The organism is Bradyrhizobium sp. MI1.11 (assembly GCF_055811255.1).
In genome coordinates this window covers 1-11876 of the sequence record NZ_JBVVPM010000058.1, presented here as the reverse complement: position 1 = coordinate 11876, position 11876 = coordinate 1, and the positions used below count along the sequence as shown (strand labels likewise).

Below are 11876 nucleotides of genomic sequence, written 5' to 3'. Positions count from 1 at the left end.
ATGCGGGGCGGCTGGCAGCGGAACGCCTCTATGACGGCGCACCCGTCGGCGCGGTCGTGGGCGGGCGGGCGCGGCGCAACAAGTGGCCGCGCAAGGTGGGGGAGGACGGGGGGGGGGGGGGGGGGGGATTGCCCCCCCCCCTTTTCGTTGGCAGCGTTTTTCGTTGGCAGCCTTTTTCCTTGAATGGCCCCAGGCGCGAAGCGGTTTCCTGATGCCGCAAAACACTTTATGGTGGCCCAAAGCCTCTGGCTGTTAACAAGTAGTTTCGTAAAATCAAAGGCTTGCGGATCGAGCCCAGGCTCGGCCGGCCTTTGGAGGGCAGTTTGACTCGTTATATCTCGACCCGGGGCGAGGCCCCCGAACTCGGCTTCTGCGACGTGATGCTGACCGGGCTCGCTCGCGACGGCGGCCTGTATGTGCCGGCCACCTGGCCGCAACTCTCGCCTGACGCCATCGCCGGCTTCTTCGGTCGTCCCTATTGGGAGGTCGCGGTCGAGGTGATCCGCCCCTTCGTCGCCGGCGAGATCTCGGACGCCGAGCTCGGCCGCATGGCGAACGAGGCCTACGCCACCTTCCGCCATCCGGCGGTGGTGCCGCTGCGCCAGATGGCGCCGCACCAGTTCGTGCTGGAGCTATTCCACGGTCCGACGCTCGCCTTCAAGGACGTGGCGATGCAGCTGATCTCGCGGCTGATGGACCACGTGCTCGCCAAGCGCGGCCAGCGCACCACCATCGTGGTCGCGACCTCGGGCGACACCGGCGGTGCTGCGGTCGACGCGTTCGCAGGGCTCGAAAATGTCGATCTCATCGTGCTGTTCCCGCATGGCCGCATCTCCGAGGTGCAGCGGCGGATGATGACGACGACGGGCGCGGCCAACGTCCATGCGCTCGCCGTCGAGGGCAATTTCGACGATTGCCAGGCCATCGTGAAGGCGATGTTCAACAACCATCGCTTCCGCGATGCGATCTCGCTGTCCGGTGTCAATTCCATCAATTGGGCGCGCATCGTCGCCCAAGTGGTCTACTATTTCACCTCCGCCGTTGCCGTCGGCGCACCCGCGCGCGCGGTGGACTTCGTCGTGCCAACCGGCAATTTCGGCGACATCTTTGCCGGCTATGTCGCCAAGCGCATGGGTCTTCCTGTGCGGACCCTGGGCATCGCCGCCAACGTCAACGACATCCTGGCGCGCACGCTGAAGACCGGGATCTACGAGGTGCGCGAGGTCCACGCGACGGCGTCGCCGTCGATGGACATCCAGATCTCCTCGAATTTCGAGCGGCTGCTGTTCGAAGCTGGCGGGCGCGATGCCGCCGGCGTGCGCCGTCTGATGGATTCGCTGAAGCAATCCGGCCGCTTCGTGCTGCCCGATGCGACGCTGGCCGCGATCCGCGAGGGATTCGACGCAGGCCGGGCTGACGAGACCGAGACCGCGGCCGCGATCCGCGCCGCCTGGCGCGAGGCGGGCGAACTGGTCGACCCCCACACTGCGGTCGCGCTTGCGGTCGCCGACCGCGACACCACGGACAGGACGGTTCCCAGCATCGTGCTGTCCACCGCGCATCCGGCCAAATTCCCCGATGCGGTCGAAGCGGCCTGCGGCCAGCGGCCGCAACTGCCGGCCTGGCTCGATGGTCTGATGACCAAATCCGAACACATGAAGGTGATGAAGAACGACCAGGCCGAGGTCGAGCGGTTCGTGCTGTCGGTCAGCCGCGCCGCGAAACAGGGAGTTGCCGGATGAGCGTCGAGATTTCCAAGCTTGCGTCCGGCCTGACCGTCGTCACCGACAAGATGCCCCATCTCGAGACCGCGGCGCTTGGCGTCTGGGCCGGCGTCGGCGGGCGCGACGAGAAGCCCAACGAGCACGGCATCTCGCATCTCCTGGAACATATGGCGTTCAAAGGCACGACGAAGCGCTCGTCGCGCGAGATCGTCGAGGAGATCGAGGCGGTCGGCGGCGACCTCAACGCCGGCACCTCGACCGAGACCACGTCCTATTATGCGCGGGTGCTGAAGGCTGACGTGCCGCTCGCGCTCGACGTGCTCGCTGACATCCTGGCCAATCCGGCCTTCGAGCCCGACGAGCTCGAGCGCGAGAAGAACGTCATCGTGCAGGAGATCGGCGCGGCGCAGGACACGCCTGACGACGTCGTGTTCGAGCACCTCAACGAGCTCTGCTATCCCGACCAGCCGATGGGCCGCTCGCTGCTCGGCACCGCGAAGACCTTGCGTGCCTTCAGCCGCGACTCGCTGCGCGACTATTTGTCGACGCATTACCGCGGGCCGGACATGGTGGTGGCGGCCGCCGGGGCGGTCGATCACAAGCAGGTGGTCGCCGAGGTCGAGCAGCGCTTTGCCAGTTTTGAGGGGACAGCGGGTCCAAAGCCGCAACCCGCGCAGTTCGGCAAGGGCGGCACCAAGGTGGTGCATCGCGAGCTCGAACAGGCGCATCTGACGCTGGCGCTGGAGGGCGTGCCGCAGACCGATCTGTCGCTGTTCTCGCTCCAGGTCTTCACCAACATCCTCGGCGGCGGGATGTCATCGCGGCTGTTCCAGGAGGTGCGCGAGAAGCGCGGCCTCTGTTACTCGATCTACTCGTTCCACGCCCCCTATACCGACACCGGCTTCTTCGGCCTCTACACCGGCACCGATCCGGCCGACGCGCCCGAGATGATGGAGGTCGTGGTCGACATCATGAACGATTCGGTCGAGACCCTGACCGAGGTCGAGATCGCGCGGGCGAAGGCGCAGATGAAGGCGGGGCTGCTGATGGCGCTGGAGAGCTGCTCGTCCCGTGCCGAGCAGCTCGCCCGGCATGTGCTGGCCTATGGCCGGCCCCAGACCGCCGAGGAGCTGGTGGCCCGGATCGACGCCGTCAGCGTCGAATCGACCCGGGATGCGGCGCGTGCACTGCTTTCGCGCAGCCGCCCTGCGGTTGTCGCATTAGGCAGTGGCAGGGGTCTGGACACGGCGGTGTCTTTTGCGGAAGGATTGACCCGGGCACGCGCCAAGGCGCGGCTGCATTAGGAGCCGCGCACGGGTTGATCCGCCCCCGGGAAGCATCACCATGGCCCTCTTTCGCCTGCCATCCAGTGGACCCGCCGCTCTCGCGCCGCGCGGCAACGGCCTGTTGCTACGCGCGCCGCAGATGTCGGACTTCCTGCAGTGGGCCCATCTGCGCGAGTCCAGCCGCGATTACCTGACGCCCTGGGAGCCGATCTGGCCGTCGGACGATCTCACGCGCTCCGGTTTCCGCCGTCGCCTGCGCCGCTATTCCGAGGACATCGCCGCGGACCGGTCCTATCCCTTTCTGATCTTCCGGGAGCTCGACGGCGCCATGGTCGGCGGCATCACGCTCGCCAATGTCCGCCGCGGCATCGTCCAGGCCGGCACCATCGGCTATTGGGTCGGGAAGCCCCACGCTCAGCGCGGCTACATGACGGCCGCGCTGCGTGTGCTGCTGCCGACGCTGTTCGGCGAGCTCAATCTGCACCGGGTCGAGGCGGCCTGCATCCCGACCAATGCGCCCTCGATCCGGGTGCTGGAGAAGTGCGGTTTCTCGCGCGAGGGGCTGGCGCGCCGCTATCTCTGTATCAACGGGGTCTGGCAGGACCATTTGTTGTTCGGCCTGCTGCACGAGGATTTCCGCGGCTGAGCCGTTCGTTGATGTGACCAAAGTCTCCTGTGTGCCTGCCTTGGGTTCGCCGGTTTTGACGATATAACGGCGCAACCCGGCCGGTGATCGGCCGTGATGTTGTCATGGAGTGTGGGTGTTGATGGTGCAGGAGCTTCGGTCATCGCGGAATGCGTTGCGGCGGGGGGCGGCGGTCGCGCTGGCGTTGTCGGTTGCACTCGTCTCCGTCTCGCCGGTTGCGGCGCAGTCGCTGACCGATCGATTCAAGGGCCTGTTCGGCGGCAAGTCGGACGAGCCGGCTCAACCCAAGCCGGCACCTGCGCCAGGCCAGCCGGCGGCCGATGACGATCTTGACTGCCCGCAGGTCACGGTGCGTGCCGGAGCCTCCACCTATGCGGTCGGTGCCACCGGCAAGCCGGCCGTCGGCAACGAGATCCGCTTTCAGGCCACCATCACCAAGATGGCGCGCGAATGCGCCCGCAATGGCGGCGATATCACGGCCCGGATCGGCATCCAGGGCCGCGTCATTGCCGGTCCCGCCGGCGCGCCTGCGACCGTCGAGGTGCCGCTGCGCGTCGCCGTGGTGCAGGGCGGCGTCGGCGAGAAGGTGATCGCTTCCAAGGCCTACCGGACCACGGTCGGAATGTCGGAGGGCGGCAGCGTGCCGTTCACCTTCGTGGCCGAGGATCTGGTCTATCCGATGCCTTCGGCCAAGGACGCCGATAGCTATATCTTCTATGTCGGCTTCGATCCGCAGGCGCTGTCGCCCGAGCCGAAGGCGCGGGTGAAGAAGAAGTAGGGCGGTCTCGTGCCCCGGACGCGGCGCAGGCGCGCAGCGGTGCGACGCAGAGCCGGGGCCCATGTTGCGGTCAGCGTTATCGTGTGAGGCATGGGTCCCGGCTCTGCGGAGCAGCGTTACACGCTGCGCCGCGTCCGGGACACGGGAAGAAGCCATACCAACAAAAAAGCCGGCGCTCATCGCACCGGCTTTTTGATGGGTGAAGGCGAAGCCCCTCAGTTCAGCTTCTGCCTGACCTCGGTGATGCCCTTGGCGAGCAGATCGTCGGCGACCTGGCCCCTGACCGACTGCGACAGGATGGTGGAGGCGGCCTGGACGGCGGCTTCGGCGGCTGCGGCGCGGACATCGGCCACCGCCTGGGCCTCGGCGAGCGCGATCTTGCCCTCCGCGGTCTTGGTACGGCGAGCGACGAAATCTTCCACCTTGGCCCTGGCCTCGGTGGCGATGCGCTCGGCTTCGCTCTTCGCGTTGGCGATGATGTCGGCGGCCTCGCGTTCGGCCGAGGCGGTGCGCGCCTTGTAGTCGGCGAGTACCTTGGCGGCTTCCTGCTTGAGGCGCGTCGCGTCGTCGAGCTCGGCCTTGATGCGATCGGCGCGATGGTCGAGCGCAGTCATGGCCTTCTTGAAGACACCGAGATAGCCGAACCCGACCATCAGGATCACGAAGGCGATGGCGACCCAGGTTTCAGGATCGAAGAACATATCGATTAACCCTTCAAGGACGCATCAACGGCGGCATTGACCAATGCCGCATCCGGAACCACGCCGGTGAGCTGCTGCACGATGGTGCCTGCCGCATCGGCCGCGATGCCGCGGACGTTGCTCATGGCGGTCGCACGGGTCGAGGCGATGGTCTTCTCCGCCTCGGCGAGCTTGGCCGCCAATTGCTCTTCCAAAGCCTTGCGCTCGGCGTCCGCCTGCGCATTCGCCTTGTCGCGGGATTCGTTGCCGATGGCCTGCGCGCGCGAGCGTGCCGAAGCAAGCTCGCTATCATAGGCCTTCAGCGCCGCTTCGGACTGGTCCTTCAGCTTCTGCGCTTCGGCGAGGTCGCCCTCGATCTTGTTCTGACGCGCCTCGATCGCACCGCCGACGCGCGGCAGAGCGAGCTTGGACACGATCACGTAAAGCGCGACGAAGAAGATCGCGAGCGACACCAGCTGCGAAGCATAGGTGCTGCTCTCGAACGGCGGAAAACCGCCACCGTGGTGACCACCGTCAGCCTCGGTGTGAGCGCCCGCCGCCGGACCTTTTGCGCCGCCATGACTTTCAGCCATGGAGTACTCCTGTTGCTGTCATGCGCGTCGCTTCGGCTGAAGCGGCGCGAAAATCGTCCTCAGAGCGGAACGAACAGCAGCAGCAGCGCGATCAGCAGCGAGAAAATGCCGAGCGCTTCGGTCACGGCGAAGCCGAAGATCAGATTGCCGAACTGGCCCTGAGCGGCCGAGGGGTTGCGAACGGCTGCGGCGAGGTAGTTGCCGAAGATCACGCCGACGCCGACGCCCGCGCCGCCCATGCCGATGCATGCGATGCCCGCGCCGATAAGTTTTGCTGCTGCCGGATCCATTTTAGACTCCTTGGAAGAAAGATTGGGTTTTGGGTGGAAATTCCCCGGACCGCTCAGTGTCCCGGATGAATGGCGTCGTTGAGGTAGATGCAGGTCAGGATCGCAAACACATAGGCTTGCAGGAATGCGACCAGAATCTCGAGAGCGTAAAGCGCGACCGTGAGCGCCAGCGGCAGCACGCCGCCGACCCAGCCGAGGGCGCCGAGCGAGAAGCCGAGCATGGCGACGAAGCCCGCGAACACCTTCAGCGCGATGTGGCCGGCCAGCATGTTGGCAAACAGACGGACGCTGTGGGAGACCGGCCGCAGGAAGAACGACAGGATCTCGATGAACATCACCAGCGGCAGGATGTAGCCGGGGACGCCGTGGGGCACGAAGATCGAGAAGAATTTCAGGCCGTTTTTGGCAATGCCGTAGATCAGCACCGTGAAGAAGACCAGCAGCGCGAGGGCCGCGGTGACGATCAGATGGCTCGAGATCGTGAAGGTGTAGGGAATGATGCCGACCAGGTTCGAAACGCAGATGAACATGAACAGCGAGAAGATCAGCGGGAAGAACTTCATGCCTTCCGAGCCGGCCGTCGAGCGGATGGTCGAGGCCACGAACTCGTAGGAGATCTCGGCGACCGACTGCAGGCGCCCGGGAACCAGCTGCGTGCCGCTGGCGAGCATCAGGATCGAGATGATCGCGACCGCCACCAGCATATAGAGCGACGAATTGGTGAAGGCGATCGTGTGGTTGCCGATATGGCCCAGGGTGAAGAGAGGCTCGATGTTGAACTGGTGGATCGGATCGATTTTCATCAGCGCGGCATCTCTTGGTCTGCCGGGCGATGCCGGCGGGTCTCGGTCTGCCGGTCGGGCCCGGCCCGTACCGGCTCAAGCCGGCACGATCATTCCTCTCCTGGAGTGGATCGCTTAAGAACCACCGCGCCTGTTTTGACCCGCGCCTGCCGTTCTCACCACATTCACCACGCCGGCGACGAAGCCCAGCAGCAGGAACACGATGAATCCGAAAGGCGACGTCGACAGCAAGCGGTCGAAACCCCAGCCAATCCCCGCTCCGACAACGACCCCGGCGACCAACTCGGAGGATAACCGGAAACCAAGCGCCATCGCCGAGGCTCTGGCCGCTCTGTCTTCACCGTCACCTGCGGGTTGCTCGGTCTTGACGTGGCGGCCGCGAAATTCGGACAACCGCTGATCAAGATTTCCGAGCCGATCGGAAAGCGCAGCTTCCTCGGGCGATCTATCGCGATCTCCATTCTCGCCGTGTCCCGTGCCCTGTGTCATGCAACGAAGACCCGAAACGCGCGGCTGAATGGAAATTGCGCCCGCCACCCTCAAAAGCCGCGCGGACCATACTGATGGCCCATAATCAAGTCAAGCCAAGTCACGATTGTGTCCATTCCCGTTATGTATCTGATTTATTTGGAAATATCGGCGCGAGCGGCAGCGCTGCACACAGCGTGACGCCGCACCGCAGCAGGTCTCCGCTTGATCGGCGAACGCAGTCGCCATTTCGCCCGGCTGCCGGGATCAAAGGGGGCCTCGCGATCGTTCATGTCAAAGGCGCGTTTTGGGCGGCGGATCGCCTCGCCGGGGTGTAGCATTTGCGAGACGTGCCACCTTTATGAGCGCCATCTTTGGACGTGCGACCGGCGCGTCGTGGCGGAGAACGCGATGAGACCAGCGAATTCATCCCCAGCATCATGGCTTGCGGCGGCGGCGTTCGCCGCGGCGATGGCCATCAGCGTCGGCTGCCTTGCCGCGCAATCCGCGCCCGACAGCGAAAACGGCCGCTACAGCATGACCCCCATCCCCGAGGGCGTGCTGCGGCTCGACAGCCGCACCGGCACCGTGTCGACCTGCACCCGGAGCGGCGCCGGCTGGGCCTGCTACGCCGTACCCGATGAACGTACCGCGCTCGACGCCGAGATCGGCAGGCTCCAGGCCGAAGTCGAGATGCTGAAGGAACGGCTTGCGGCGGGGCCGACCGTGTCAGGCAAGATCGACGAGGCGCTGCCGAAAACCGATCCGCTCAAGAAGGCGGAGCCGCAAGCACGAGAACCAAGGGCCGCCGAGGGCGAGCGCAGGATCGAGATCCCGCTGCCGAGCGACCAGGACGTCGATCGCGTGATGTCGTTCCTGGAAAAAGCCTGGCGTCGCCTGATCGACATGGCCAACCGCGTGCAGAAGGACGTCTCGGGGAAGATTTAGCGCGTGGTGAGATGCCGTAGGGTGGGCAAAGGCGCGAAGCGCCGTGCCCACCATTTGCGTCTCCGTTGAGTGAGTCGGTGGGCACGCTTCGCTTTGCCCACCCTACGGCAGCTTTCCGAATTGAGAGTGATGATGATGACATCAGCCAAATCCATCTCGCGCTCGGCGCCGTCGTCAGGGCCGGCCACCACCATCGCATCTTCGCTGCTGACCGTGCAGACGCCGGGGTGCGGCTTCAGCGACCTCACCGCCGAGGCGGCGCGGTTCATCGCCGACGTTCATGCGCGGGACGGCGTGCTCACGCTGTTCATCCGTCACACCTCGGCGTCTCTGACAATCCAGGAGAATGCCGACCCGTCGGTGCTGGTCGACCTCACTACGGTGCTGGCGCGGCTCGCGCCCGACGATGAAGATGCGGGCTGGACTCACGACACCGAAGGGCCGGACGACATGCCGGCGCATATCAAAACCATGCTGACGGGGACATCGCTCCAGGTGCCGGTGCTGAACGGCAGGCTGGCGCTTGGCACCTGGCAGGGGATCTATCTGATCGAGCATCGCGCCCGCCCGCATCGGCGCGAGGTGGTGCTGCAATTTCTCGGCAGCAATCAGTAGCGCGTTTTCGAGCGAAGTGGCTGCCGGTTCGCGTCAAGAAAACGCGTCAAAACAAAGAATCTGGAGTTCAAAACAAAACCGGCCGCGGAGACCGCGGCCGGTTGGTGTTGATCTCGATCTGCGTCGATCAGGTCGACTTGATGTCGACGTCCTTGGTCTCCGGCAGGAAGAACAAGCCGATCACGACGGTAATCGACGCGAAGATGACCGGATACCAGAGGCCCGCATAGATATCGCCCGTCGAGGCCACGATGGCGAAGGCGGTCGCCGGCAGCAGGCCGCCGAACCAGCCGTTGCCGATATGGTAGGGCAGCGACATCGAGGTGTAGCGGATGCGGGTCGGGAACAGTTCGACCAGCATCGCGGCGATCGGGCCGTACACCATGGTGACGAAGATCACCAGGACAAACAGCAGTCCGACAACCGCCGCCACCTGCGGACGGAAGATGTCGAACGGATGCGCCATCTTCACGATGCCCGCATCGCCGGCCTTCGGATATCCGGCTGCCTGCACGGCGGCGAGGACTGCCGGATTGCCGTCCTTGGCGTTGGCGTAGGCAACTTCCTTGCCGTTGACCATCACCTTCACGCCGGAGCCGGCCGGACCTGGCGTGGTCGAGTACTTGACCGACGATTGCGACAGGTAGGCACGCGCGGTGTCGCAAGGCGAGGTGAAGACGCGGGTGCCGACCGGGTTGAACAGGTCGCCGCAACCTGCGGGATCCGCCACGACGTCGACCTTGACCGACTCGATCGCCTTTTCCAGCGCCGGGTTGGCGTTGGTGGTGATCATCTTGAAGATCGGGAAGAAGGTCAGCGCCGCGATCAGACAGCCGCCGAGGATGATCGGCTTGCGGCCGATCCTGTCGGAGAGCATGCCGAACACGATGAAGAAGCCGGTCCCGAGCAGGAGCGACCAGGCGATCAGCAGGTTGGCGGTGTAGCCGTCGACCTTGAGGATCGATTGCAGGAAGAACAGCGCGTAGAACTGGCCGGTGTACCAGACCACGCCCTGGCCCATCACGCCGCCAAGCAGCGCCAGCAGCACGAGCTTGCCGTTCTGCCAGTTGCCGAAGGCTTCCGTCAGCGGGGCCTTCGAACTCTTCCCCTCGTCCTTCATCTTCTGGAAGATCGGGGATTCGTTGAGGCGGAGCCGGATCCAGACCGAGACGCCGAGCAGCAGCACGGAGACGAGGAACGGAATGCGCCAGCCCCATGCCGCGAAGTCGGGTTCGCCGAGCGCGGAGCGCGTGAACAGGATCACCAGCAGCGACAGGAACAGGCCGAGCGTCGCCGTGGTCTGGATGAAGGAGGTGTAGTAGCCGCGCTTGCCGTTCGGAGCATGCTCCGCGACGTAGGTCGCCGCACCGCCATACTCACCGCCGAGCGCCAGGCCCTGGGCGAGACGCAGCGCGATCAGGATGATCGGGGCCGCGATGCCGATGGTCGCCGCATTGGGCAGCAGGCCGACGATGAAGGTCGACAGACCCATGATCAGGATGGTGACGAGGAAGGTGTATTTGCGGCCGACGATGTCGCCGACACGGCCGAACACGATTGCCCCGAACGGGCGCACCAGGAAGCCCGCCGCGAAGGCCAGCAGCGCGAAGATGTCGCGGGTTGCCGGCGGATAGGCCGAGAAGAACTGCGCGCCGATGATGCTAGCCAGCGAACCGTAGAGATAGAAATCGTACCACTCGAAGACGGTACCGAGCGAGGAGGCGAGAATGACGAACCGTTCGTCCTTCGTCATCCCTCCCGCGCCTGCTTGAGACACAGCCAATGTCGACATGTTGAGTCGCTCCCCGAAAAATCGTTTCCTCGCGCCCTGGATGTCCGGTCATGCCGGATCAACCCAAGCCTTGTCCCCAAGGTAACATTGGCGTGAAACCCGCCCCAATACGACTTTCGGCCTTTCGCACTGACGCTCGCCTGACGCCGCGGCCGTTCCATCCGGCAACATAGTGCCGGCCTGTGGATTAACCCCGTTGCCGCAAAGGGATAATGTCCACTTGCATGCCACGGCTGGTCGGGAAACAATTGACCAAGGCCCTGCGCCGGCCTACTGGCCCGGTGCGATTGCCAGCAAGAGAACGATGAACGCTCCCTCGACCCATCTCGTCATTGCCGATGACCATCCATTGTTCCGCGCCGCGCTGCGGCAGGCGGTGGCGGGCGTCCTGAGCTCGGCCAGGATCGACGAGGCTGGATCGTTCGAGGATCTGACCAAACTTTTGGAACAGACCTCCGACGTCGACCTGATCCTGCTCGACCTCTCGATGCCCGGGATCTCCGGCTTTTCCGGCCTGATCTATCTGCGCGCACAATATCCGGCCATTCCGGTGGTGATCGTCTCGGCGTCCGACGACAGCGCCACCATCCGCCGCTCGCTCGATTTCGGCGCCTCCGGTTTCATTCCGAAGCGATTCGGCGTCGAGACCTTGCGCGACGCCATCCTCAAGGTGATGGAGGGCGACGTCTGGGTTCCCGCCGACACCGATCTGTCGGCGGTCGCCGATCCCGACATGACGCGCCTGCGCGACCGGCTGGTGACGCTGACGCCGCAGCAGGTCCGGGTTCTGATGATGCTCTCGGAGGGATTGCTCAACAAGCAGATCGCTTATGAGCTCGGCGTCTCCGAGGCCACCATCAAGGCGCATGTCTCCGCGATCCTGCAGAAGCTCGGCGTCGAAAGCCGGACCCAAGCCGTGATCGCCGCCGCGAAGATCGCCGGCGGCCAGTGGAAGCAGGGCACCCCGACGGGGTGAGCCTGGAAGAGGGCCTCTCGCAGCCTGTAGCCCGGATGAGCGAAGCGACATCCGGGACCGCTAGTGCGGCTAGCTAGCGAAAACCCCGGATATCGCTTCGCTCATCCGGGCTACGGGACCGCGCCTGTGTCGCGCGGCTGTCAATCCTTATGCCCAAAAATATTCCACTTTACCGAAATTCGGTTTTGGCGTATGTGTCACTCATCCCGGCTCATCCTTGAGGGGCGATCTTGTGGTCGTCACGTTCGCGAGCCGGGCTTGCGGTGGACGCGGCAGC

13 protein-coding genes are annotated in these 11876 nt (G+C 64.9%); 7 read left to right on the top strand and 6 right to left on the bottom strand.

Annotated features, from left to right (window positions below; genetic code table 11):
• The first annotated feature begins 323 nt into the window (after positions 1-323).
• The 4 genes from thrC to AC0L30_RS35195 all read left to right on the top strand — a co-directional run bounded on the left by thrC (position 324) and on the right by AC0L30_RS35195 (position 4434).
• On the top strand, positions 324-1742 hold the full coding sequence (gene thrC, locus AC0L30_RS35210; RefSeq protein WP_473406264.1) for a threonine synthase: 1419 nt from the start codon (positions 324-326) through the stop codon (positions 1740-1742).
• Positions 1739-3028 carry a M16 family metallopeptidase gene (locus tag AC0L30_RS35205; RefSeq protein WP_007599446.1) on the top strand — a complete coding sequence of 430 codons (1290 nt, stop codon included), beginning with the start codon at positions 1739-1741 and terminating at the stop codon, positions 3026-3028. The genes thrC and AC0L30_RS35205 overlap by 4 nt, the downstream gene beginning before the upstream one ends.
• Positions 3029-3068: 40 nt before the next feature.
• Positions 3069-3656 (top strand): GNAT family N-acetyltransferase, encoded by a 588-nt coding sequence (locus AC0L30_RS35200; protein ID WP_007599447.1) that lies wholly within the window; start codon positions 3069-3071, stop codon positions 3654-3656.
• Between the two features lie 121 nt (positions 3657-3777).
• Positions 3778-4434 (top strand): hypothetical protein, encoded by a 657-nt coding sequence (locus tag AC0L30_RS35195; RefSeq protein ID WP_219684773.1) that lies wholly within the window; start codon positions 3778-3780, stop codon positions 4432-4434.
• A 215-nt stretch (positions 4435-4649) separates the two neighbouring features.
• Here AC0L30_RS35195 and AC0L30_RS35190 read toward each other — a convergent pair whose 3' ends face one another.
• The 5 genes from AC0L30_RS35190 to AC0L30_RS35170 form a co-directional block, all read right to left on the bottom strand.
• Positions 4650-5135, bottom strand: coding sequence for a F0F1 ATP synthase subunit B family protein (locus AC0L30_RS35190; protein ID WP_219684750.1), 486 nt, complete (start codon positions 5133-5135; stop codon positions 4650-4652).
• A gap of 5 nt (positions 5136-5140) precedes the next feature.
• The gene (locus tag AC0L30_RS35185; protein ID WP_007599450.1) at positions 5141-5707 is read right to left on the bottom strand and encodes a F0F1 ATP synthase subunit B family protein; all 567 of its coding nucleotides are present in this window, start codon (positions 5705-5707) and stop codon (positions 5141-5143) included.
• Between the two features lie 59 nt (positions 5708-5766).
• Complete coding sequence (locus AC0L30_RS35180) at positions 5767-5997, bottom strand: F0F1 ATP synthase subunit C (protein WP_007599451.1); 231 nt, start codon at positions 5995-5997, stop codon at positions 5767-5769.
• A gap of 53 nt (positions 5998-6050) precedes the next feature.
• Positions 6051-6800: a F0F1 ATP synthase subunit A gene (locus tag AC0L30_RS35175; protein WP_007599455.1), complete on the bottom strand. Its 750-nt coding sequence runs from the start codon at positions 6798-6800 to the stop codon at positions 6051-6053.
• A gap of 114 nt (positions 6801-6914) precedes the next feature.
• Positions 6915-7289 carry an AtpZ/AtpI family protein gene (locus AC0L30_RS35170; RefSeq protein ID WP_007599457.1) on the bottom strand — a complete coding sequence of 125 codons (375 nt, stop codon included), beginning with the start codon at positions 7287-7289 and terminating at the stop codon, positions 6915-6917.
• A 390-nt stretch (positions 7290-7679) separates the two neighbouring features.
• On the opposite strand from AC0L30_RS35170, the gene AC0L30_RS35165 reads away from it, so the two are divergent.
• Complete coding sequence (locus tag AC0L30_RS35165) at positions 7680-8216, top strand: hypothetical protein (protein ID WP_007599459.1); 537 nt, start codon at positions 7680-7682, stop codon at positions 8214-8216.
• Between the two features lie 135 nt (positions 8217-8351).
• Positions 8352-8831 (top strand): secondary thiamine-phosphate synthase enzyme YjbQ, encoded by a 480-nt coding sequence (locus AC0L30_RS35160; RefSeq protein WP_473366225.1) that lies wholly within the window; start codon positions 8352-8354, stop codon positions 8829-8831.
• 127 nt (positions 8832-8958) lie between these two features.
• On the opposite strand, the gene AC0L30_RS35155 is transcribed toward AC0L30_RS35160, so the two are convergent.
• On the bottom strand, positions 8959-10584 hold the full coding sequence (locus tag AC0L30_RS35155; RefSeq protein ID WP_198288262.1) for an MFS transporter: 1626 nt from the start codon (positions 10582-10584) through the stop codon (positions 8959-8961).
• Between the two features lie 343 nt (positions 10585-10927).
• Between AC0L30_RS35155 and AC0L30_RS35150 the strand changes: the two genes are divergently transcribed.
• Complete coding sequence (locus AC0L30_RS35150; RefSeq protein ID WP_007599462.1) at positions 10928-11599, top strand: response regulator; 672 nt, start codon at positions 10928-10930, stop codon at positions 11597-11599.
• Positions 11600-11876 lie beyond the last annotated feature (277 nt).

Bases quoted from the DNA above. Each gene is read 5' to 3' on its own strand.
- AC0L30_RS35155 (WP_198288262.1), bottom strand. From the start codon at position 10,584: ATGACGAAGGACGAACGGTTCGTCATTCTCGCCTCCTCGCTCGGTACC.
- AC0L30_RS35200 (WP_007599447.1), top strand. From the start codon at position 3,069: ATGGCCCTCTTTCGCCTGCCATCCAGTGGACCCGCCGCTCTCGCGCCG.
- AC0L30_RS35205 (WP_007599446.1), top strand. From the start codon at position 1,739: ATGAGCGTCGAGATTTCCAAGCTTGCGTCCGGCCTGACCGTCGTCACC.
- AC0L30_RS35150 (WP_007599462.1), top strand. From the start codon at position 10,928: ATGAACGCTCCCTCGACCCATCTCGTCATTGCCGATGACCATCCATTG.
- AC0L30_RS35185 (WP_007599450.1), bottom strand. From the start codon at position 5,707: ATGGCTGAAAGTCATGGCGGCGCAAAAGGTCCGGCGGCGGGCGCTCAC.
- AC0L30_RS35165 (WP_007599459.1), top strand. From the start codon at position 7,680: ATGAGACCAGCGAATTCATCCCCAGCATCATGGCTTGCGGCGGCGGCG.
- AC0L30_RS35190 (WP_219684750.1), bottom strand. From the start codon at position 5,135: ATGTTCTTCGATCCTGAAACCTGGGTCGCCATCGCCTTCGTGATCCTG.
- AC0L30_RS35175 (WP_007599455.1), bottom strand. From the start codon at position 6,800: ATGAAAATCGATCCGATCCACCAGTTCAACATCGAGCCTCTCTTCACC.
- AC0L30_RS35170 (WP_007599457.1), bottom strand. From the start codon at position 7,289: ATGACACAGGGCACGGGACACGGCGAGAATGGAGATCGCGATAGATCG.
- AC0L30_RS35160 (WP_473366225.1), top strand. From the start codon at position 8,352: ATGACATCAGCCAAATCCATCTCGCGCTCGGCGCCGTCGTCAGGGCCG.
- AC0L30_RS35180 (WP_007599451.1), bottom strand. From the start codon at position 5,997: ATGGATCCGGCAGCAGCAAAACTTATCGGCGCGGGCATCGCATGCATC.
- AC0L30_RS35195 (WP_219684773.1), top strand. From the start codon at position 3,778: ATGGTGCAGGAGCTTCGGTCATCGCGGAATGCGTTGCGGCGGGGGGCG.